This window comes from Microcoleus sp. B13-B6 (genome assembly GCF_036705405.1).
Classification (GTDB): domain Bacteria; phylum Cyanobacteriota; class Cyanobacteriia; order Cyanobacteriales; family Microcoleaceae; genus Microcoleus.
In genome coordinates this window covers 12,506-32,574 of record NZ_JAUBUJ010000101.1, presented here as the reverse complement: position 1 = coordinate 32,574, position 20,069 = coordinate 12,506, and the positions used below count along the sequence as shown (strand labels likewise).

Below are 20,069 nucleotides of genomic sequence, written 5' to 3'. Positions count from 1 at the left end.
TAGGGGCGGTGCCCCCGTGCCCGCCCGAATCTGTAGGGGCGGTGCCCCCGTGCCCGCCCGAATCTGTAGGGGCGGTGCCCCCGTGCCCGCCCGAATCTGTAGGGGCGGTGCCCCCGTGCCCGCCCGAATCTGTAGGGGCGGTGCCCCCGTGCCCGCCCGAATCTGTAGGGGCGGTGCCCCCGTGCCCGCCCGAATCTGTAGGGGCGGTGCCCCCGTGCCCGCCCGAATCTGTAGGGGCGGTGTCCCCGTGTCCGCCCGAATCTGTAGGGGCGGTGCCCCCGTGTCCGCCCGAATCTGTAGGGGCGGTGTCCCCGTGCCCGCCCGAATCTGTAGGGGCGGTGCCCCCGTGCCCGCCCCCTCCCATGTCCATAAACCTAATAAATCGCTGTTAGGACTGTCTAACTCGCGCCTGTAGCCTTCGATCGCCCAAAGTCCGCCAAAACAAAGTCGATCGAGTTCGACTGCACTGTTGAGGTGTTCTGCCGCGAGATGTTTAATTTGTAGAAAACGCACAGACGATTTTAAATTTTAGATTTGAGATTTTAGATTTGATAATTACTCACTGCAAGGATGCTCCAGTTCGATCGAGTCTCAGTCAGTCAGCCTGCTTGCGGAATGAATCTGGGGGCAACTGACCCAATTGCTTGCCGTCAATTGTACACTGGGAAAGACCGTAAGGATAGTTATTGCGCGATGGTATCAACTCAATCTTTCGGGGTGGAATCGGGACTTAAGTATCTGTCTGAGTCTCAACAAGCCCTGCAAACTCGATCGCCAAATCAACAACTGTTACCGCTGACAGCCAGTGTTAACAGCAGCGATCGGTTGGAAATCGGAGGCTGCGAGGTGACAGCTTTGGTGGAGCAATTTGGCTCGCCGTTGTACATTTTAGACGAAGAAACGCTGCGGGCGGCTTGTACCCAGTACCGGGATGCTTTTAAGCGTTACTATCCGGGCGAATCTCAAGTGCTCTATGCTTCTAAAGCTTGGAGTTGTTTGGCAGTTTGCGCGATCGCAGCTTCGGAAGGTTTAGGGATAGATGTCGTATCCGCCGGAGAAATCTACACTGCACTGCAAGCCGGCGTGGGCCCCGACAAAATCTACTTCCACGGTAACAACAAGTCCCGCGAGGAACTGCAGCTAGCTGTCGAAAGCGGCTGCATTACCGTAGCGGACAATTGGCGGGATTTAGAGACTCTAGCAGAGTTGGGAGAATCCGGTGTCCGCAGCCTCACAGGTGGGCCGACACGAGTTATGGTGCGGTTTACTCCTGGAATTGAGTGTCACACCCACGAGTACATTCAGACGGGTCAAATCGACAGTAAATTTGGCTTTGATCCCAACTCGCTCGATCGAGTATTTACTTTCATCAGCCAACAATCGTCGTTATTTTGCGTGGGAGTGCACGCTCACATCGGCTCTCAGATTTTTGAACTGCAACCCCATGACGATTTAGCCGAAGTCATAATTCAGGCCTTGACAAAAGCACAGAGTTATGGTTTGCCAGCAACAGAAATTAATATTGGCGGCGGGTTGGGCATTCGCTATACTGAAGCGGACGATCCTCCCAGCATTGAAGATTGGGCTCGTACAATTTGCTCCGCAGTGGTAGCAGCTTGCGAGCGGCAGCAATTGCCCTTACCAAAATTGCTTTGCGAACCGGGTCGATCGCTCGTGGGTACAGCTTGCGTTACAGCTTACACCGTTGGCTCTCAAAAAGTCATTCCGGGAATGCGGACGTATTTAGCTGTAGATGGCGGGATGTCCGACAATCCGCGTCCTATTACCTATCAATCAGTTTATCGAGTCCTCGCAGCCGGTAAAATGTCTGCTGCCTTAACGGAAACAGTGACAATTGCTGGGAAACACTGCGAGTCAGGCGATGTTCTGATTAAAGATGCCAAATTGCCAGAGTGTCATGCCGGAGATGTCCTCGCGGTTACGGCCACAGGGGCATACAATTACAGCATGGCTTCTAACTACAACCGAGTACCCCGACCGGCAGCGGTTTTAGTGAGAAATGGGGAAGTTAACACGATTATACAGCGGGAAACTTACCAGGATTTGCTGAGGCTTGACCGCCTTCCTGAACGACTCGGAGCTCCAAAGTAAAAACTTAGAAGTTAAAAGTTAAAAGTTAAAAGAAAGACAATCCATGTTTACTTAGTGACGATTGCTTTTTCACTTTTAACTTTTGCCTTGTTCAGTCACGCGATTGGATTGACACTTCCCGGTCTAAAAACACGGGGATTTTCAGCATATTCCTTATAACAACTGTTCATGGTTCATGGGTTCGAGTGCATCACGGTTCGCGGTTCACAGGCGGTAGCGTTCGATGAACCATGAACAATCAACAATCTGGCTTTAACTTGCCCCTCGTTCAGTCCTTATTGATTCAAGGGATCGATATTGGACTGGTTTTTGCCCTTGCGTATTTGGTGCTCGTCATTGTTGGCGAGCGCAGAACGCTGTGGATGGTACGGGGATTTATCATTTTGATGCTGGCGGCGGCGGTGAGCAACTGGGCTGGATTGAGGCTGTTGCACGTTGCCCTCAACAGCTTGGTGACTGGTTCGGCTGTCGCAATGGCGGTAATATTGCAGTCGGAGTTTCGCCGATTTCTGGAACAATTGGGTCGGGGGGAATTTCGGCAATTGTTTGGACGCGATCGCCGACCAACTCCCGAACCGGACAGCGTAATAGATGAAATTGTGGAAGCAGTAAAAGAACTTTCGCAAAACCGCACGGGCGCTTTACTAATTATAGAAACAGATTCTCCGATCGACGATCGGGATTTTTCTGTGCCGGGATTAAAGCTAAATGCTGAAGTTTCTAAAGAATTGTTGCAGACTATCTTTCAGCCGCAAACTTTGCTGCACGACGGAGCTGTTTTGGTTCGAGGTTCGCGGATCGTGTCGGCGGGGGTAATTTTGCCTTTGTCCGATCGCACCGCGTCGCGGCAGTTGGGAACCCGCCACCGGGCGGCGATGGGCATTACGGAACGGGTGCAAGCTTGCGTGTGCGTGGTGGTGTCCGAGGAAACGGGTTCTATTTCTTTAGCCCAGATGGGAACTTTAAATCGACCTTTGACTAGCAGCAAACTTAAGGAATTGCTGGAAGCAAAGCTGTTTCCGTCCGAGGGAGAAAGAGTTGTGGCTCCAATTCCGATCGGCAATCTCGGACGCCAGATAGGATTGAAGGGAGTGACGCTATTAAAACGGATACTGCGCCGTTAGTCGGGTAATCGGGAGAAACCATGAGTCAAGGAATTTGCTTGGAAAAGTTGCCGGAGGATCTGCAACAGGAACTACTGCCTAAGCACATAGCAGTGATTATGGACGGGAACGGGCGCTGGGCTAAGAAGAGGGGGTTGCCGCGGATTGCGGGACACCGCCGAGGGGCTAGCACTCTGAAGGAACTACTGCGCTGCTGCAAAGATTGGGGGATTCCAGCTTTAACGGCCTATGCTTTTTCGACGGAGAATTGGGGGCGGCCGGCCGGAGAGGTGGATTTTTTAATGAGTTTGTTTGAGGGAAAGTTGCGGCAAGAATTGCGGGAGATGGTGGACGAGGACGTGCAAATTCAATTTATGGGGAATTTGCAGGCTTTGCCGAAGTCTTTGCAGGCGGAAATCGAGCGTTCTGTGACGGCCACTCAGCACAATCAGGGGATTTTGTTTACGGTGGCGACGAATTACGGGGGGCGTCAGGAGATTGTACAAGCTTGTCGGGCGATCGCCACTCAGGTGAAAGAGGGCAAGTTGCAGCCGGAGGAGATTGATGAGGTTTTATTTAAACGCTATTTGTATACTGCTGATGTTTGTGACCCGGATTTGCTGATCCGGACGAGCGGGGAAATGCGGTTGAGCAATTTTTTACTATGGCAAATGGCTTATTCGGAAATTTACATTACTGAGACGCTGTGGCCGGATTTTGATCGATCGGAGTTTCACCGCGCTTTGTCTGATTATCAGCAACGCAACCGCCGATTTGGCAAAGTCTAACGATTTGGGATTTGGGATTTGGGATTTTTTGGTTGATTTTTCAGTTTCCAAGTAGGTCATCTCCTACTCAACATAACGATTTTAGATTTTAGATTGGAGGACAAATCTAAAATCTAAAATCTAAAATCTAAAATCAAATTAGGGGCCGGAGAAAACGGCCGCTTCAATGTCCTGACGTGAGAGGGAGTATTTGAATGCTCGCTGAATGTCTTGGCCGTCGGCTCCAGCATCGATGTAGCGGACGGTGAGTTGGTCGATATCAAGGGAGAGTTCTGCTTTCCAGGTAGGTCGATCGATCTGCCAGCAGTGGAGTTCTCGCCGATCTTGCTGGCAGCCGCGGCTTTTTAGCCACTGCTCGATTTCCGGGAGTGGGTGGTTGTACAAAGGAGTGTCGGCGGAAGGAAGAGTCATGGGATTTTAGATTTTAGATTTTAGATTTTAGATTTGGGATTTGGGATTTGGGATTTTAGATTGGAGATTTGGGATTTGAGGGTTTAATTGCCGCGAATTAAGCCGATCGCGATCGCCAGTACCAAACATCCGATTAAGCTAGCTCCCATGATAAACAGAGCGAACATTTCTCCGGGGGAAAGAGGTCGATCCGTGGGATCTAGGTAAGCGGAGTTGGAAGTTTTTTTGCCCGATCCCGAAACCGGAGTATTGAAGCCTGGGGGTGGCCCAATCACGTTCAGGCGAGAATAGCCTATTTTGAGGTCGTAGGCGAGGCGACGTTCTGGGTTGCTGAGGGTGGCGTAGGCGTTGTTGATCTGCTGAAATTTGGCGGTGGCGACTGCGGGTGGCAGCTCGGTGGTATCGGGATGGTAGAGTTTGCTCAGTTCCCGGTACGATCGCCGAATTTCGATCGCTGAGGCTGAAGGATGCAGCCCTAACAAGCCGTAGTAACTAGAACCCAAGGGGGTTTTGCCGGGTATTTTCTGACTTTCGCTGTTTGCCGTTCCCTCGTTAGGAGTCACCTCAGCGCCTCTGGGCTTGTTGTTTATAATTTTTGATTATTTTAGAGCAGATTTGAGGGTAGCGCCACTATCTGCGATGTCGAGGGGTTGAGGGTGGGCGTAAGGCGACGGCAAGTAACATCAAACTCAGCACCAAGATATTCATGCCGTCGGCTTCATCGATTTGTTATGGGACTTGACGAAGTGTTTGAGATATCTGATATCAATTCCGGTTATATCGGAATGATTAAACCACAGAGGGCACAGAGGACACAGAGAAAGAGAAGAGAGAGATAATAATTCCGATGTCAACGGATTTGATATGACTCACCGATGGATCGGATAAGCCGATTTCGCCAGAACCTTTTCTCGACACTGCGGATATTTTCTTCATATCTGAGTTGATCCAAGTAAAGCAGCAAATACTTCAATTCATCATCCGTCTCCTCCCCCTCAAAGGGGTTTACTCGCACCAGATTGCCATAGCTGCGCTCCCACTTTTGAGGTGTATCATCCACTGCAATGATTGACTCTAGACGATACCCTTTGCGCTTGACCTTTTTGAGATTTTTGCGATTGTAATATTCCAACCATTCCATATCGTAAGCAACTGTGCAGCGATCGCTTGCCCACACAAACGATAAAGTTTTAGGATTTTCAAAGAGGGCTGAGACAATTGCGCTCGCATAAGACGGCGAAGAAGATGTCCAAACTGCCACATCAAACCAGTCCAGGCAATTTTTCAAAAAGACATCTAGAAACGGTCGTTTGTAAATGTGATATGGCTCCACTAAAAAATCAGCTTGCCGAGGGAGAGATGCTTCGGCAGCATAAATTAAAGTTTCATCAAGATCGAGGATCAATAGTTTTTTTCTATAATCCATAATCAAAAATCGTTGATCACTATGTCGAGCTCCACTCCTATACCCAATTACTTTAAACTATGAATCGCCCGATCGCAAATTCTGCACATCCTCAACGCTAAGCCCCGTAACTTGGGCGATCGTGGCATTATCTAGCTGTGAGAGTAATTGTCGAGCGATCGCGATCGCCTTTTCTCGCATTCCTTCTTCTCGTCCTTGTTCTATGCCTTGTTCTATGCCTTGTTCTATGCCTTGTTCTATTCCTTCCTGAACAGCCTTAAGAATTGCTCCTTGTTGGTCATAAATAAACTGTTCTCTTCTGTCCAAATCTTCCACTTCCTCTCTGCTCAAGCTGGCTTGATTCGCAATATTAAAAGCTTCATGTATTTCTGGTATGCTATCCATTGTTTCTGGAACCGATGTCAGACTTCTCGCATTTTTCATGAAATAAACCCATTTGTCTGCTAAAGTTTCAAGTTCCTCCTGTCCTTTGGTAAACTTTGGCAACTCTACAAACACTAAATCCAGATTGTTTTCGGGATACGTAAAGTTTTTCTTGACTTCTTTGAACACAAATCGGGAAATAAATTCCGGGCTATTATTAGGAAACATTTCAAAATCAGTAATTGTCAGGGCAATCACTGGCTTCAGCAAGCGATATCCTTGGGCTGCTTCCAATTGAAAAGCATAAGTTTTCGCTGCATTGTACAAAACTCGCTTGCCAAAAGACTGGACGTTGAGCACCTGCATTTCAATAATTACTAAAGTGCCATCGCTGAGTTTGGCTTTCACATCCAGATAACTATCTTTTAAGCCTTCTAGTTTGGGTGGTAGATTCGGGTTGATGATTTCTAAGTCTTGAATTGTGGGATTGCCTTCATAAATCAAGGCGTTGAGAAAGCTAATTAGAATCTCTTTGCTTTCTGAGGAACCGAAGATTTTTTTGAAGGCGTAATCGGTTTTCGGGTTGATAAATATCATGGTTATAAATTTTTCCGTAGGTATGAATTCAATCAGTACAGTAAATTATGCTCGTAGGAAGGGGTTAAGAATCTCCCCGCAAATTTTGCACATCCTCAACGCTAAGCCCCGTAACTTGGGCGATCGTGGCATTATCTAGCTGTGAAAGTAATTGTCGCGCGATCGCCAGCTTTTCTTCTCGCTTTCCTTGTTCTATGCCTTGTTCTATGCCTTGTTCTATGCCTTGTTCTATGCCGTCTTGAACAGCCTTAATAATTGCTCCCTGTTGGTCATAAATAAACTGTTCTCTTCTGTCCAAATCTTCCACTTCCTCTCTGCTCAAACTTGCTTGATTCGCAATATTAAAAGCTTCATGTATTTCTGGTATGCTATCCATTGTTTCTGGAACCGATGTCAGACTTCTCGCATTTTTCATGAAATAAACCCATTTGTCTGCTAAAGTTTCAAGTTCCTCCTCTCCTTTGGTAAACTTTGGCAACTCTACAAATACTAAATCCAGATTGTTTTCGGGATACGTAAAGTTTTTCTTGACTTCTTTGAACACAAATCGGGAAATAAATTCCGGGCTATTAGGAAACATTTCAAAATCCGTAATTGTCAGGGCAATCACTGGCTTCAGCAAGCGATATCCTTGGGCTGCTTCCAATTGAAAAGCATAAGTTTTCGCTGCATTGTACAAAACTCGCTTGCCAAAAGACTGGACGTTGAGCACTTGCATTTCAATAATTACTAAAGTGCCATCGTTGAGTTTGGCTTTCACATCCAGATAACTATCTTTTAAGCCTTCTAGTTTGGGTGGTAGATTCGGGTTGATAATTTCTAAGTCTTGGATGGTGGGATTTCCTTCATAAATTAAGGCGTTGAGAAAGCTAATTAGAATCTCTTTGCTTTCTGAGGAACCGAATATTTTTTTGAATGCATAATCCGTTTTAGGGTTGATAAATATCATAGTTGTCAGATTTAGCTTTGAGGTTATTGGTTTTGTGACGAACCAACGGGATTGGATCTGGGTCAAACTGCTGATTTTGTTTCAGGTAATGGTTTGACATTTTCCGGCAAATGTGCATTGGCGATCGCCAGCACAGGCTGATCGTCCCTGTGTTCGCCGTCGGGGGGAATTGGGCAAGAAATCAGTTCTGTGACGATGCGATCGCCCAGAACATCTTCCCAATCTTGCAACTGTTCTCTGGCTTTGATCGGTGTATTGACAGCCACGTCTACGCCCATTTGCTGAAGGTTGAGGCTGTGAGCTGTCGATCGGCGGTTGACCCACTCCACCAGCCAAACGCTCAATCCGACTGCTGCCATCAAAGGCAAGACAATCCGATAATCGCGGGTTAATTCAAACATCAACAGGATGGCTGTCAGCGGTGCTCTGGCGCTGCCGGCGAGGACGGCGGCCATTCCCACCATTGCGTAGGCGGCAGGGCCAGCGACTCGATCGCTCATTGCCGGCAGCATTTCCAAAAAGAGGCCGTAAGCCGAACCCAGGGAAGCTCCCAAAAACATCGCCGGAGCAAAGATGCCACCAACTAAACCGCTGCCGAGGCTGATTGCGGTCATCGCCAGTTTGACAAACAGCAGCAGCAGTAGCAAAGGCAAGGAAAATTTAACATCTTGGAGCATTGCTTGGACTGTTTCGTAGCCGACACCCAAAATTTGAGGCAATTGCAGGGCGACTAAGCCGACTCCTGCCCCGCCGATGATCGGGTGAAGTGGCCGGGGCAGTCGTCCGAGCCAAGCAAATCCTCGGACTTTTCCTTGAAAACAGGCCTCGGCTAATTGAATTGCTTCTGTGTAGGCTAGAGACACTCCGCTCGCCAAAAGTCCCAATCCCATGTACAGAGGCAGTTCTAGGGGGCTGCGGACATCGTATATCGGCAAAGAAAAGGCCGGCTGAGCTCCCAAGCAGATTTGAGCGATGAGCGCGGAAACTACGGCGGAGAGCAAGACAACGCTGACTGAGGAAGTGGCGAAGGTGCTGCCGAGCACGACTTCTAAGGCAAAGAACACTCCGGCGATGGGAGAGTTAAACCCGGCCGATAAACCTGCTGCTGCTCCGGCGCCCAGGAGCAAGCGCTGCCGTTCTGGGGAGAGCTGTAAGACTTGAGCCAGCAGCATTCCAAAATTAGCGCCGATTTCGACGCTGGGGGCTTCCGGGCCGAGGGATGCGCCGGTGCCGAGGGAAACTGAGGCTGCCACCATTTTGGTGATGGGTTTGAGGGGGGAGAGTTCTTGCAGCCCGCGGGTGGCTGCAATTAAGGAAGACATATTCGGGCCAAAGTCCCGAAATCGCCACCGCATCAGCCCGATGATGACTCCGCCGAGGGTGGGAATGCAGGCTAGCGTCCAAGAGCCTTTCGAGGCGATCGCCCCCATGAAGTCTTCCAGCATCAGGGTGTGGATGAAGTGGATGAGGTAGTGAAACGTGACGACGCCTGCGCCCGTAACTCCCCCGATGACTAGGGAGAGGATGAGCAGGAGGGTTTCTGGACTGGGGTGCAGGCGGTTGAATAGCGGGCTTAGTCGGGAGGCTTGGGGAGTTGCTGCGGTTGGCCCGGGTGGCGGCAGATCCACAGGAGGGATGGCTCTCATTTAGCGGTTAATTCTTCGGTGAGAAGTTATATAATATTACAATTTATTTCTTATTTTCATTTTGAGTGATTTTAGGGGAATTGACAACTTATATTAAGGCGTATTTTAGGGTAAATTTTTTTGGCTGGCCGCTGGGGTGGAATGACTGATTCTGAGGAGCGGCGGATTTGGCGTGATTGTATGCTCAGTTACATTCAAACTTAGATACACTCTCGCGATAATCCTCATTAACTATATTTAGAGTTTTGGCGCTTAGGTCGATCGCCTCACTGAACTCGCAATATCATATAACTCAGTAAAAAACAACTTTCAAATTAAAGAATTGGCGCTTGGAGATTTTACCTAACAACCACAAATCTCAAACCAGAAATCTCAAATCTCCAATTTTAAATCCCTTGCTCGCGCATACTATCACATCGGTTGTTGAGTGGGCGGAATTTTTGGCCGGGGTTTGGCGATCGACATTAGCGGATCGCCGATGGTGGCGACTTTCCAGGGTGGGGATTCTAGCTGGCGTGCTGCGATTAAAAAGGGTGCTCCTCGCTTTAGGCGATCGACCATTAATTTAGGTGGAATAAATGCCGATAAAAAAGGTTCGTTGACGCTGCCAATATATGCGTAAGCACCATTCTCTAGCCACCTTCCGGCAACGGTGTTTGTGTCATCGGGGGCTGCTGCTGACCAACTGTGGATCATGTGGATTGCGGCAGGAAATTGAAGTTTTGGTATATCTTCAACTGAAGCGTCGCCGTTGCCCACTTGGAATGATTTTGGATAGCCTTTGGAATTCATTAATATTAAGTCAAATGTCCACGGTTTTGAGGCTAAACTCCTCCACTTTTCCAGGCTAGATTCTGGTTGCTGCACTACTTGGACATTTAAACCTATGGTTTTTAGTCCGCTAGCTGCTTCCTCCATTTCATATTTTGCCCAATTTCCTTCCTTGGGGTAACTGTCATAAAGCATGGCTGTTTGGCTGTCGAGAAATATGGCACACATGGCTTGATAGATCGATCGCACCTCGGAACCGTAAATCCAGCCAACAGCCGCCCAGCGTTCGCCGTTGGGGTGTCTTCCCAAACCGTCGGTAACGGCTAGTTGTTCGTCTGGTTTTTCAGGAGATTGATATTTGACTGCTAGTTGGCGTACAATGGTTATTGTGTCGATCGCGTCTGCGAGTTGAGAGTAAAAATATCCGGTTGATTCGACAGCTTTTGTAACTGCTAGTTGCAGAGTTTTCCACTGTGTGTTATTGAGGGTATCGTTGGGTTTCCCGAAGTTGCCTTCTACAAATACTAAAGGTTGGCCGTGGGCGGCTGCTAAGGCAACTGCTGCTGATCGTGCGGGGTCGTTTTCTGATGTGATTACTACTCCTGGGGGTTCCCAGCCGAGTTGCGTCCATTTTGCTTTTAAGGTTGGAGTATCGGTGGCATTCCAGGCGGCTGCTGCGCTGTTGAGCATTAATTGCTGGAGTTTTTGATTTTTTGGCAGTTGCTGTTTGATGCTTGGCAAACGGACTATTTCTTCGGGTTGAAAGCGCTGCAAAAACATGGGCGCATATTTTTGGTCTTCGATGAGAATAGGCCAGTTTCCTTTGAGATTCCATTTTTGGATGGCTGCTAAGAATGTGGCTTCGTCGGGTACTAAAACTACGCGGTTGACTGTTGGTATATTTTCGCGGAGGATGGCCGATCGGAGGCCTGTTTGAATTGGCCAGGGTTCTTGTTGGGCTGAGGCGGGAAGTTGAAATGGTTTTTTGAAAATGCGATCGCATCCGACACCGATTATTGCTAAGCTTACAATAAGTGCGATCGTCAGGAATTTAAATTTTAACTGTTTTTTCATAGGGGCAGGGGAAGGAAGGAACTAGGTTATACATACGAACCATTATCGAAATATTTTTAGGGGCTGCAAGCGGATGTTTCGAGGCGCGGGACAAAGGAAAATTGTAAGTGCGATCGGGCTGGCCACTTTTAGTATTATTGCCTTAGCAACTACAGGTTTAATAATTTTCGCAGCGAACCGTTCGTCAGTCAAGCATCAAGTCCGGCAATTGCTGACAGCGAGGGAATGTCAAGGTTGCAATCTTTCCGGGGCGAATTTGAGCGAAGTTTTTCTGGAAGGCGTCAATTTAGAAAAAGCCAACCTGAAAGATGCCAATTTGTGGAGCGCGCATTTGGTAAACGCTAACTTGAAACAGGCAAATTTGGCTGGGGTTTACCTGATAAGCAGCAATTTGGCAGGGGCAAATTTGGAGGGAAGCAATTTAGAAAATGCGTTTTTAGAGGATGCTTATTTGGGAGGGAGTAATTTGAGAAATGCTAACTTAACAGGAGCTTTTATGAAAGGTATTTTTCTTGTTAATGCTGACTTGGAGGGGGCGAATTTGGAGGGGGCTAATCTGTGGATGGCTAATCTGGAAAGTGCTAATTTGAAGGGTGCTAATCTGAGGAACGCTTTGCTGTTGGATACTAATTTAGAAGGGGCGAATTTAAAGGGTGCGGTGATGCCTGATGGTACGCGGCAGGAATGAAAGTCAGTTGATAGTTGTCAGTTGACAGTTGTCAGTTGATAGTTGTCAGTTGTCAGTTGACTCCGAAAGCAGTCATTAGTCAGTAGTCATCAGTCATTAGCATTAGTCAGGAGAAAGAGGGATCGCGCCTGCAACCTTCATTTCCCGTTATTTTGTGAGGAGATGAAGGTGTGAGGTGCGATCGTCATTCTAATAGCTAGCAGTTTGGTGTATTGTTGGCGATCGAGCTGATGGAGCACGTGAGGGCGATCGTTGAGAGAGATGGTAACTCAAATATAGAGAATTTCGAGCTGTGGCAACAGCAGAGACAAATGCGCCTGCTGCTTTCATCATCCATCTAACTCAACTTGATTTACATACGTTCTGCAAATCTTTGAACAGCTTTTGGCGCGAAAGCAGCAACTAAAAAAGCAGTTGTAATGTATTTCCCCTCAGAATCTTTGCTAGTTATTGTTATTGCACCAAACACAATCGCTGCAATCAGCGCAATAAAACTCATGGCTCGCATTGTCGAGTATTTCCCATTATCTTCCTGGAATAATTCGGCAAGCTCTTTTCCATGTTCTGAAGAATTTGGTTGAGTCTCAACTATAGAAGAATGTGTCATTTGATTAACCTCCTAAATGATTAAAGCTTAACTAAGTCCTAACTTAGTTCGAGTGTGGCTACCAACTCTTCCATCATCTTCAAGTCCAACAGAACGCTGGAAAGCTTTTACAGCCGTTTGTGTATTTTCACCAAATACACCATCAACTGCTCCTGGATTAAATCCCCGATCGCGCAATCGCTGTTGGAGTTTTATAACGGCTGAACCTGTTGAACCCAAGCGTAGAGTCACAAATGGCGACTCATTTTCTAGCTGTTCGGGAGTGAATTGCATACCTAGCTTATCAGCAACTTGTTTTCTCAAACTGGGAAGTTGACTGTACAGCAAATCACCCGGACAATCAGTATTGCTGAAATCTCTGTGTCCCTTGATATTGAGCGGACTAATATTGCAAGAATCGCATAATGACACACAAAGTTCTACAAGGCTCTCCCATTGCTTTTCACTCATTTGGAAAGTCATGAAATTCCCTTCATTTTCAATACCAGGAGATTGATTGCCGTTGGCTAATTTTCCTGGATCTTGCCCTGCATGGGCTGACTGAATGCAAAACCCTTTTTTCACAGCATCTAGGGAACCGTGCCGACCTTCTAAAATCAACCCTCCGGTTGTATTTAAGAAGTTGTGTCCTGAGTCCGACCAATCATTATCATCCATGTGAAAGTTTTGAATGTTTCGCGCTAACTTAATCGCTCCTTCAAGCGTGCCTCTTGAGGCATCGTCGGGAGGGTTTGGGTTGTTTGTATGATGGACGATGACATAGCGGGGAATAGTCATTTGAAAAGGAAATGTTCCAGATTTTGGCTGTCTGGCTCCCCACGCTGCTGCTGTTACAACTTTTGCTGTAAATGACATAAAAAATGACTCCGAATTGTTTAATTTGTAGGTGGAAGTTACCCCACGGAGGGGGCAACTTCTGTTTAGGCTATGGCTTTGAAGTAATGCTCAGCGATCTGCGCGATGTGGTCAGCCCTGTCCAGTCGATTCACTATTTTTCGGGCGTTATAGAAATCGCGATCGGCGCCAACAATGAAATCACTCAAACCTACACCCGTAAAGCTACCATCGCGCATTCCCCGAACTAGAATCATGGCAGCGATTTCAGGGAGAGCGGCTTTTTCTGGATTATCTATCAAATTAATTCCGAGTTTTTCACTCCAGATTTGATAGTTGTGACGCCCTGTAATTTGGACGAAACCTCTGCCTTTGAAGCGAGGCCCATCACCGGATTCAGTGTTCCCTAAATCTTCGTGGCCTTCATAATCCCACCCATCAGCTAATTCCATCATCAAACGTCCAAAATGGCATTCATGTTCGGCTGTTGCAAAAACATAGGCAATTTGCCCGCGATCGATGACACCATTATCGAGACATTGATTGAGGATAAGAGGCAAATTTTTCTTGGCAAAGGGGCGAATTTCGGATATGCATTGAGCAATATCTAAAATATTATCAACGCTGGAGAAGCCACCTGGCATATCCCAAATCTTGGGTTTGCGAGTAACTATTGCGATTTCTTCTGGCTTCACCTTCAGCAACTCAGCCCAGGTATTGCGATCGACTTTACCTGTTACCTTTAGTCCGCCTGGGACAAATTGGCTGCGATCGGCAGGGCGCATCCGTTGAAATTGCTCCACTGCGGCCTTAGTGACAGACCCAAAAAGCCCGTCAATTTTGGCATCTTTTGGTAATAATCCCCAATCTTTCAAGCGCCTTTGCAGGATTTCGACTTCATCAATCAGGTGAGGGGTATCAATAATCCCGTCATTAATTTGTAACTCAACTTTTTCAATCTTCATATTCACAGCTCCAAGTAGTAATGATGTTTGTAGTAAGGACTGAGCGTCCTTTCTTACAGATTTGGGAAAAATGCGGACTAAAGTCCTCACTACAAACCTTTTTTATGGGCGATTCATCCGAGGCGATATCAATCGCCAACCAGTAAATTTTGAGAGTTATTTAGAAATTCGATGCAGCCACATTGTTGCAGTAGAGTCAATTTTGCTACTGTCCCAATTGTCATAAAAAGATAAAGCTTCACGCAAACTAAAAGCATTGCCAGCGGAGGATATCAATTTACGACTGTATAACTTGTTTTCGCCCTTGTTATCTGGTGAAGATGGGGAATTTTTCCGATAGCCTGCGTAGAACCACTCTCCGGCTGGATCGTTCACAAAAAAGTCACCCTTGTCGTTATAACCGCGAATAACTAGAATGTGACCCGGAACAGTCCAATAACCGTGCAATATACATATCTCGCCAGAATCGAGAGAGCGAGTGATGTCTGAAAGACTCCCTTTCAATGTCAAATCATCTCTCAACCCCAAACCCTCTAACAATCTTTTGATGCCATCGGGAGAACCGTGATCGATTCCCAGCCTGTCGAAACGTTTTTTAACATCATCTTCGTACTGTGCAAAGGGGCCTAAATCTGCAACTTGAAAGTATTTCAGACACATTGCCGAACTTGTAGCACCGCAAGTGCGCCAGGGTTCAATTCCGTTATCATATTGACTGAAATACGGAACGTTATGATTGACAGCCATAATTTACCTCAAGGTAAGTGTTGTAAAGGATTGATTTAGCCTCAGACCATTTGTTTGAGCTGATATTTATACAGTAGCGAGTTGTTATTGTACGGTCGATATAGATAACCTAAGTTGTTAAAATTCAATCCAAAAACAAAAAAACTGAGGCAACCTCAGTTTAAATAAGTAAACCTCAGTAAACTTCAGGTTATACTCAAGATCCAATGAAAAATTTTTAACGTTATGAATTTTGAAGAAGGGCTGAAACTCGCAGATACGGCCGTATTTGCCAAAACAAACAGACACTTAAAAGATATAGAAGTAATAATTCTGAGGGGAGCTTGGCAAGGGCAGGAGTATCATAAGATTGCAGAGGCTTACGGATATGCTGCCGAATACCTGATGCAAGATGTTGGCCCCAAGTTATGGAAGCTGCTTTCGGAAGCTTTAGGGGAAAGAGTCAGTAAAAGAAACTTTCAAACGGCATTGGAAAGGCGATCGCACTTCCAGTCAGAGATAGCCGCACAGCCAATTGCACCAGAAATAGCGGAACAATTGGTCAACATCGAGGATTTTGGCGATGTTTCAGGAGTTACAAGCACTCCTTTATGCCAAGATTGGGGTGAAGCGCCGGAAGTCTCAAATTTTTTCGGCCGCGCCGCAGAATTAAATACCCTCAGTCAATGGGTACTCCGCGATCGCTGTCGCTTGGTGGCGCTGTTGGGTATGGGAGGTATTGGTAAAACGGCTTTGACTGCTAAACTGGGAGAACAACTTCAGGGTGAATTTGAATATCTAATTTGGCGCAGTCTCCGTCATGCACCTCCCTTACTCACAATTTTGAGTGAGTTGAATTCATTTGCCAGCAGTTCCCCAGAAACGCAACTGCCAACTACTGTAGACGAGCAAATTTCTTCCCTGCTCAAGAATTTGCGCGATCGCCGTTGTTTGCTGATCCTAGATGATTGGGAAATGATTTTGCGAAGTGGAGACATCGCTGGCTACTACCGAGACGGTTATGAAAGCTACGGTCAACTACTGCGGCGAATAGGAGAAGAACGGCATAAAAGCTGCTTATTACTCCTATCGCGAGAAAAGCCTGTAGAGGTTGCATCTTTAGCAGGCGAAACCTTACCTGTACGTGCATTACAAGTTAAAGGCTTAAAACAAACAGAGGCAAAAATGCTTTTGGCTGCCAAAGGTTTTTCTGACTCAGAAAACGGCTTAGATGAACTGATACAAATATACCGAGGTCATCCTGCTGCACTGAAAATTACTGCTACCACAATTCAAGAGTTGTTTAATGGAAATATTAGTCAATTTATGGGTCAGAGTTCCTTAGTTATTGGCGATATATTTGCCAATTTACTTAACGAACATTTTCAGCGGTTATCAGATGTAGGAAAAGCTGTGATGTACTGGCTGGCCATTGAACAGCAGCCGATTTCCTTGAGCCAATTGAAAGCAAAATTATCAGCAGCCGTTTCTAGTTCCGAATTACTAACAGTATTAGAATCCTTGGTAAGACGTTCCTTAATCGAAAAAGAGCTTTCCCCTTCTAGTGCTGAATCCAAATTCACTCTCGAACCTGTGATGATGAAATATGTTACTCAGAAACTTGTCGAACAAATATGTCAAAATGTTCGAGAAGCAATGCAAGCGCCATCCATCGAACAAATAGGTTTAATCGGAAGTCATGCTTTCGAGCGATCGCCAGAACTCAAGGACACTAAAATTACTCAGCTACACCCGATCTTAACCAAAGTTCGAGAACGCTTAGATTTAACTCGAATAAATAATTATCAAATGCAGCTAAAAGAACTTTTGTCAAAATTGCGCGAGTGTCCTTCCCCAAAGCTTCAATATGCAGAGAAAAATCTTCTCAAACTGCTAGGAGAAACTGAAATATAGAGTGGGGAGGGCGGGTTTATGTAACCGATGTGCAAGCTTTAAATCAGTTGGCGAACCCGCCCCTACAGGTTCTTAAGAGGTTCTATGATTCCAAATAACTTAATTCATCCAGGATTCATATTGCAAAATCGCTATCGAGTTATCGATCGCATTGGTGGCGGTGGCTTTGGCGAGATTTTTGAAGTAGACGATGGTGGCATTATCAAAGTATTAAAAGTTTTGAATTTAGATAACTTTAATAACCCAGATATTAAGCAAAAAGCCACCATTTTATTTCAGCGAGAAGCAGAGTTCTTAATGAGCCAAAGGCATCCTGGCATTCCTCATGTAGAAAAAGACGGATATTTTAATTGGCCTGAAGGTAGTAGCAAACCGTTACCATGTTTGGTAATGGAGAAAATACCGGGGCAAAATTTACAAGAGTGGATGTTAGCAAGAGCGAATCAACCAATAAATACAGAAACTGCGATCGACTGGTTGACACAACTCACACAAATTCTCAATTTACTGCACGATCAGCAGTATTTTCACCGAGATATTAAACCGTCCAATATCATGTTAAAGCCGGATGGGAAATTGGTATTAGTTGATTTTGGTGCGGTGCGAGAAGTAACAGAAACTTACTTGCGGCAACAAAAAGAAAATTATACGGGAACTGCGATTATTTCTGCTGGCTATACGCCAAGCGAACAAGCAGAGGGTCATGCAGTACCGCAATCTGATTTCTTTGCTTTAGGACGTACTTTTGTTTATTTACTGACAGGAAAAGTGCCGATCGATTTACCTAAAAATCCTGACAATGGTGAATTAATATGGCGAGATAAAGCAACGCAAGTTTCACCGCATCTGGCAAATTTGCTTGACCAAATGATGGCGATTTTTCCCGGAAAGCGACCGCAAACTTGCCAGGAAATATTGCAAATTTTGGCAGGGGTAAACTCGCGATCGCACTTGGAAAGCTTGGCGAAACCCTTGCCAGAAATTAATTACTCGATCGAGCGACGTAAAACGAATGCGAACGCAGATAAGCTAAGTTTTAACTGGGTAGGTAAACTAGCTCTAGCTAGCTTTTTTTTGGTAGGTGGTTGGTGGACTTTCTCACCCCAAATAGTATATTTTCTTAAGAAAGAAGGTTTTTTAAGTTACAAGAATAAACGTTTAGAGACTGCGGAAATCTCTTATAAAACAGCTCTCTTTTTTAAACCCAATGATGGTCAGACTAACTATAATTTAGGCGTCCTTCATGAAGACAAACAAGAGTACGATCGGGCTCGCGCTGCCTATCAAATTGCTGTCAATGCAGGTATTAATAAAGCTTTAAATAATTTGGCGCGGCTCGAAATTTTAGATAAACAATATGCGAAAGCTCTACCGCTGTTAGAAAAAGCTTTACCACTTGCCACAGATATTAAGACAACGTACACTATACACAAAAATTTAGGTTGGGCGCAGTTGGAGTTAGGGCGATATGAAGAGGCTAACAATAACCTGACGAAAGCGATTAATATTGCTAGCGAGCGATCTGTTGCTTACTGTTTGCAAGCTGTTCTTTTAGAACGTCAAGGCAATAAACAAGCATCTATATCTAATTGGGAAAAATGCTATAATAATTTGCAGTCGGAGTCTTCTGAAGAACAGAGATGGATACGGCAAGAATTTAGCAAAAATTTTCAAAATTTAAAGTTATAGCGTATCCCCGATAGTCCGGCAGGGGTTTAAACCCCTGCCTCAAAGCACAAGTCCTCTAAAAGAGGACTAATGAAGATTTCCAAAGTTTATGCGATCGCTTCGCTATCGCGAACAATGAAAAATAATTTAGGTCATGAAAAATAATCATCCATCCAAGCTGACACCAATCAATCTCAAAGGCAAAACATTTACTTACTTTGCTATTTTTGGGCTGACGCCTTTAATCCCGATCGTCACAGCGTCAAGAGTTGATCCGATAATTAATGGATTGCATCCTCAAGTTTCAGGTATCGATCGACGGGAAATGCTAGCGATCGACTGTGAGGATTATACTGCCGATCCTCGCGGGCCTCTTGATGTCTTAATTCCTTATATTATCAGTCCCCGACGCACTTTATTGCTGAACGATCGACCGAAGTTGCGTTGGAATAAAGTTCCCGGTGTTAATAATTATACTGTGAGTTTAGTGAAGGGCGATCGGGCAATTTGGGAAACAAAAGTTAATGGAAATGAGGTAGTGTATCCGGGAACACCACAACTGGAACCGGGATTTGTGTATTTACTGGTGGTAAAAGCAGAAAACGGTAGGACATCTGACGAGGAAAAACTGCCCGATCGAAGCTTCCGAATGCTACCAACGAAGGAAAAGCAACTGGTGAAAGGGGCGATCGAGCAAATTAACAGTCAAAAAATTGCCGAGAAAACCAAAGCTTTGCAACGTGCTTATTTTTACATCGGTTCGGATTTGAAATCTGAGGCGATCGAGACATTGGAAGCATTGGTAGCAACGGGTTTTCGAGAAGCTATTGCATATCGCAAGCTAGGCGATTTATACTGGCAAGAAGGGGTGACATTGCTGGCAGAGAGCAATTATCTAAAAGCACAGGAATTAGCTAGTGCAGCCAAAGACATCGGGGAGCAAGCACAGTTAGAGGAGGCTTTGGGGGAGTTGTACGGGGCGATCGGCGAGAAGCAAGAAGCACTTCGCTGGTTGACGCAAGCCATAAACAGTCACAAAGCTTTAGGAAATACGCCAAGAGTCAAGGAAATTGAAAGGCAGATTGCCAAACTCAAGGCAAGTTTGGCAAAACCGCAACGCTTTGCCGGAGGATTGGGGAGTTAATTTAGAGAAAATTTTGATTTTTTCCGGAGAACAGTTTTTAGAGGGAGTATGAAATTGGAAATCATGAGGTGAGAGGCAAGAAGGAAAATGAGTAATGAAAAATCTGCCAGTCAGGTAGCTGAGGAATTAGTTTCTGTACCAAACGGGTTGAGGCCTGGTGCTGGAGAAACTATTTTAATTTCTCATGTAGCAGATAGCACTCCGGACACACGACCAATCACAGAGCCTCCTAGTGTCAGACCACCCACTCCAGGTAATATAGTCGATCGTACAGGTTAGGAAT

At 45.9% G+C, this 20,069-nt stretch carries 19 protein-coding genes and 1 pseudogene; 8 read left to right on the top strand and 12 right to left on the bottom strand.

All coding sequences use genetic code 11. The features are described from left to right. Positions 1-513: pseudogene (locus QUB35_RS31715) on the bottom strand (hypothetical protein); the annotation flags it as partial. 180 nt (positions 514-693) lie between these two features. On the opposite strand from QUB35_RS31715, the gene lysA reads away from it, so the two are divergent. The 3 genes from lysA to QUB35_RS31700 all read left to right on the top strand — a co-directional run bounded on the left by lysA (position 694) and on the right by QUB35_RS31700 (position 4,003). Beyond that, positions 694-2,112 (top strand): diaminopimelate decarboxylase, encoded by a 1,419-nt coding sequence (lysA, locus tag QUB35_RS31710; RefSeq protein WP_333145782.1) that lies wholly within the window; start codon positions 694-696, stop codon positions 2,110-2,112. Between the two features lie 230 nt (positions 2,113-2,342). After that, positions 2,343-3,236, top strand: a complete 894-nt coding sequence (gene cdaA / locus QUB35_RS31705; RefSeq protein ID WP_333145775.1) for a diadenylate cyclase CdaA — start codon at positions 2,343-2,345, stop codon at positions 3,234-3,236. Between the two features lie 20 nt (positions 3,237-3,256). After that, a complete protein-coding gene (locus tag QUB35_RS31700) occupies positions 3,257-4,003 on the top strand; it encodes an isoprenyl transferase (protein ID WP_333145773.1) in 747 nt (248 codons plus the stop codon). 138 nt (positions 4,004-4,141) lie between these two features. Here the strand turns inward: QUB35_RS31700 and QUB35_RS31695 are convergent, their stop codons facing one another. The 7 genes from QUB35_RS31695 to QUB35_RS31665 form a co-directional block, all read right to left on the bottom strand. Next, positions 4,142-4,414, bottom strand: coding sequence for a DUF3143 domain-containing protein (locus tag QUB35_RS31695; protein WP_333102291.1), 273 nt, complete (start codon positions 4,412-4,414; stop codon positions 4,142-4,144). Positions 4,415-4,497: 83 nt separating this feature from the next. Next, positions 4,498-4,977 (bottom strand): J domain-containing protein, encoded by a 480-nt coding sequence (locus QUB35_RS31690; protein ID WP_333145770.1) that lies wholly within the window; start codon positions 4,975-4,977, stop codon positions 4,498-4,500. A gap of 287 nt (positions 4,978-5,264) precedes the next feature. Next, the gene (locus tag QUB35_RS31685) at positions 5,265-5,840 is read right to left on the bottom strand and encodes an HAD family hydrolase (protein WP_333055499.1); all 576 of its coding nucleotides are present in this window, start codon (positions 5,838-5,840) and stop codon (positions 5,265-5,267) included. A gap of 57 nt (positions 5,841-5,897) precedes the next feature. Further along, positions 5,898-6,800 (bottom strand): Rpn family recombination-promoting nuclease/putative transposase, encoded by a 903-nt coding sequence (locus QUB35_RS31680; protein WP_333145768.1) that lies wholly within the window; start codon positions 6,798-6,800, stop codon positions 5,898-5,900. Between the two features lie 64 nt (positions 6,801-6,864). Beyond that, entirely contained in the window at positions 6,865-7,749 is an 885-nt protein-coding gene (locus tag QUB35_RS31675; RefSeq protein ID WP_333145766.1) for an Rpn family recombination-promoting nuclease/putative transposase, read from the bottom strand. A gap of 62 nt (positions 7,750-7,811) precedes the next feature. Beyond that, positions 7,812-9,395 (bottom strand): chloride channel protein, encoded by a 1,584-nt coding sequence (locus tag QUB35_RS31670; RefSeq protein ID WP_333145761.1) that lies wholly within the window; start codon positions 9,393-9,395, stop codon positions 7,812-7,814. Positions 9,396-9,806: 411 nt separating this feature from the next. Then, positions 9,807-11,240 carry a hypothetical protein gene (locus QUB35_RS31665; RefSeq protein ID WP_333145759.1) on the bottom strand — a complete coding sequence of 478 codons (1,434 nt, stop codon included), beginning with the start codon at positions 11,238-11,240 and terminating at the stop codon, positions 9,807-9,809. 73 nt (positions 11,241-11,313) lie between these two features. On the opposite strand from QUB35_RS31665, the gene QUB35_RS31660 reads away from it, so the two are divergent. After that, on the top strand, positions 11,314-11,928 hold the full coding sequence (locus QUB35_RS31660; RefSeq protein ID WP_333145756.1) for a pentapeptide repeat-containing protein: 615 nt from the start codon (positions 11,314-11,316) through the stop codon (positions 11,926-11,928). 352 nt (positions 11,929-12,280) lie between these two features. Here the strand turns inward: QUB35_RS31660 and QUB35_RS31655 are convergent, their stop codons facing one another. The 4 genes from QUB35_RS31655 to QUB35_RS31640 form a co-directional block, all read right to left on the bottom strand. Beyond that, on the bottom strand, positions 12,281-12,535 hold the full coding sequence (locus tag QUB35_RS31655) for a hypothetical protein (RefSeq protein ID WP_333145754.1): 255 nt from the start codon (positions 12,533-12,535) through the stop codon (positions 12,281-12,283). 27 nt (positions 12,536-12,562) lie between these two features. Beyond that, a complete protein-coding gene (locus QUB35_RS31650; RefSeq protein ID WP_333145752.1) occupies positions 12,563-13,390 on the bottom strand; it encodes an N-acetylmuramoyl-L-alanine amidase in 828 nt (275 codons plus the stop codon). A gap of 65 nt (positions 13,391-13,455) precedes the next feature. Further along, a complete protein-coding gene (locus tag QUB35_RS31645; protein ID WP_333145749.1) occupies positions 13,456-14,334 on the bottom strand; it encodes a peptidoglycan-binding protein in 879 nt (292 codons plus the stop codon). Between the two features lie 156 nt (positions 14,335-14,490). Further along, a complete protein-coding gene (locus QUB35_RS31640; protein WP_333145747.1) occupies positions 14,491-15,081 on the bottom strand; it encodes a C39 family peptidase in 591 nt (196 codons plus the stop codon). 225 nt (positions 15,082-15,306) lie between these two features. Between QUB35_RS31640 and QUB35_RS31635 the strand changes: the two genes are divergently transcribed. The 4 genes from QUB35_RS31635 to QUB35_RS31620 all read left to right on the top strand — a co-directional run bounded on the left by QUB35_RS31635 (position 15,307) and on the right by QUB35_RS31620 (position 20,065). Further along, positions 15,307-16,974 carry an NB-ARC domain-containing protein gene (locus QUB35_RS31635; protein ID WP_333145743.1) on the top strand — a complete coding sequence of 556 codons (1,668 nt, stop codon included), beginning with the start codon at positions 15,307-15,309 and terminating at the stop codon, positions 16,972-16,974. Positions 16,975-17,058: 84 nt separating this feature from the next. Beyond that, entirely contained in the window at positions 17,059-18,663 is a 1,605-nt protein-coding gene (locus QUB35_RS31630; RefSeq protein ID WP_333145741.1) for a protein kinase domain-containing protein, read from the top strand. A 133-nt stretch (positions 18,664-18,796) separates the two neighbouring features. Continuing rightward, positions 18,797-19,786 (top strand): tetratricopeptide repeat protein, encoded by a 990-nt coding sequence (locus tag QUB35_RS31625; protein WP_333145739.1) that lies wholly within the window; start codon positions 18,797-18,799, stop codon positions 19,784-19,786. Positions 19,787-19,873: 87 nt separating this feature from the next. After that, on the top strand, positions 19,874-20,065 hold the full coding sequence (locus QUB35_RS31620) for a hypothetical protein (protein ID WP_333145738.1): 192 nt from the start codon (positions 19,874-19,876) through the stop codon (positions 20,063-20,065). The last annotated feature ends 4 nt before the right edge of the window (positions 20,066-20,069 follow it).

What these genes read in the sequence shown, in the direction of transcription:
- QUB35_RS31620 (WP_333145738.1), top strand. Translation starts at nt 19,874, where the DNA reads ATGAGTAATGAAAAATCTGCCAGTCAGGTAGCTGAGGAATTAGTTTCT.
- QUB35_RS31635 (WP_333145743.1), top strand. Translation starts at nt 15,307, where the DNA reads ATGAATTTTGAAGAAGGGCTGAAACTCGCAGATACGGCCGTATTTGCC.
- QUB35_RS31630 (WP_333145741.1), top strand. Translation starts at nt 17,059, where the DNA reads ATGATTCCAAATAACTTAATTCATCCAGGATTCATATTGCAAAATCGC.
- lysA (WP_333145782.1), top strand. Translation starts at nt 694, where the DNA reads ATGGTATCAACTCAATCTTTCGGGGTGGAATCGGGACTTAAGTATCTG.
- QUB35_RS31680 (WP_333145768.1), bottom strand. Translation starts at nt 6,800, where the DNA reads ATGATATTTATCAACCCGAAAACCGATTACGCCTTCAAAAAAATCTTC.
- QUB35_RS31655 (WP_333145754.1), bottom strand. Translation starts at nt 12,535, where the DNA reads ATGACACATTCTTCTATAGTTGAGACTCAACCAAATTCTTCAGAACAT.
- QUB35_RS31685 (WP_333055499.1), bottom strand. Translation starts at nt 5,840, where the DNA reads ATGGATTATAGAAAAAAACTATTGATCCTCGATCTTGATGAAACTTTA.
- QUB35_RS31675 (WP_333145766.1), bottom strand. Translation starts at nt 7,749, where the DNA reads ATGATATTTATCAACCCTAAAACGGATTATGCATTCAAAAAAATATTC.
- QUB35_RS31670 (WP_333145761.1), bottom strand. Translation starts at nt 9,395, where the DNA reads ATGAGAGCCATCCCTCCTGTGGATCTGCCGCCACCCGGGCCAACCGCA.
- cdaA (WP_333145775.1), top strand. Translation starts at nt 2,343, where the DNA reads ATGAACAATCAACAATCTGGCTTTAACTTGCCCCTCGTTCAGTCCTTA.
- QUB35_RS31695 (WP_333102291.1), bottom strand. Translation starts at nt 4,414, where the DNA reads ATGACTCTTCCTTCCGCCGACACTCCTTTGTACAACCACCCACTCCCG.
- QUB35_RS31700 (WP_333145773.1), top strand. Translation starts at nt 3,257, where the DNA reads ATGAGTCAAGGAATTTGCTTGGAAAAGTTGCCGGAGGATCTGCAACAG.
- QUB35_RS31625 (WP_333145739.1), top strand. Translation starts at nt 18,797, where the DNA reads ATGAAAAATAATCATCCATCCAAGCTGACACCAATCAATCTCAAAGGC.
- QUB35_RS31640 (WP_333145747.1), bottom strand. Translation starts at nt 15,081, where the DNA reads ATGGCTGTCAATCATAACGTTCCGTATTTCAGTCAATATGATAACGGA.
- QUB35_RS31665 (WP_333145759.1), bottom strand. Translation starts at nt 11,240, where the DNA reads ATGAAAAAACAGTTAAAATTTAAATTCCTGACGATCGCACTTATTGTA.
- QUB35_RS31650 (WP_333145752.1), bottom strand. Translation starts at nt 13,390, where the DNA reads ATGTCATTTACAGCAAAAGTTGTAACAGCAGCAGCGTGGGGAGCCAGA.
- QUB35_RS31645 (WP_333145749.1), bottom strand. Translation starts at nt 14,334, where the DNA reads ATGAAGATTGAAAAAGTTGAGTTACAAATTAATGACGGGATTATTGAT.
- QUB35_RS31660 (WP_333145756.1), top strand. Translation starts at nt 11,314, where the DNA reads ATGTTTCGAGGCGCGGGACAAAGGAAAATTGTAAGTGCGATCGGGCTG.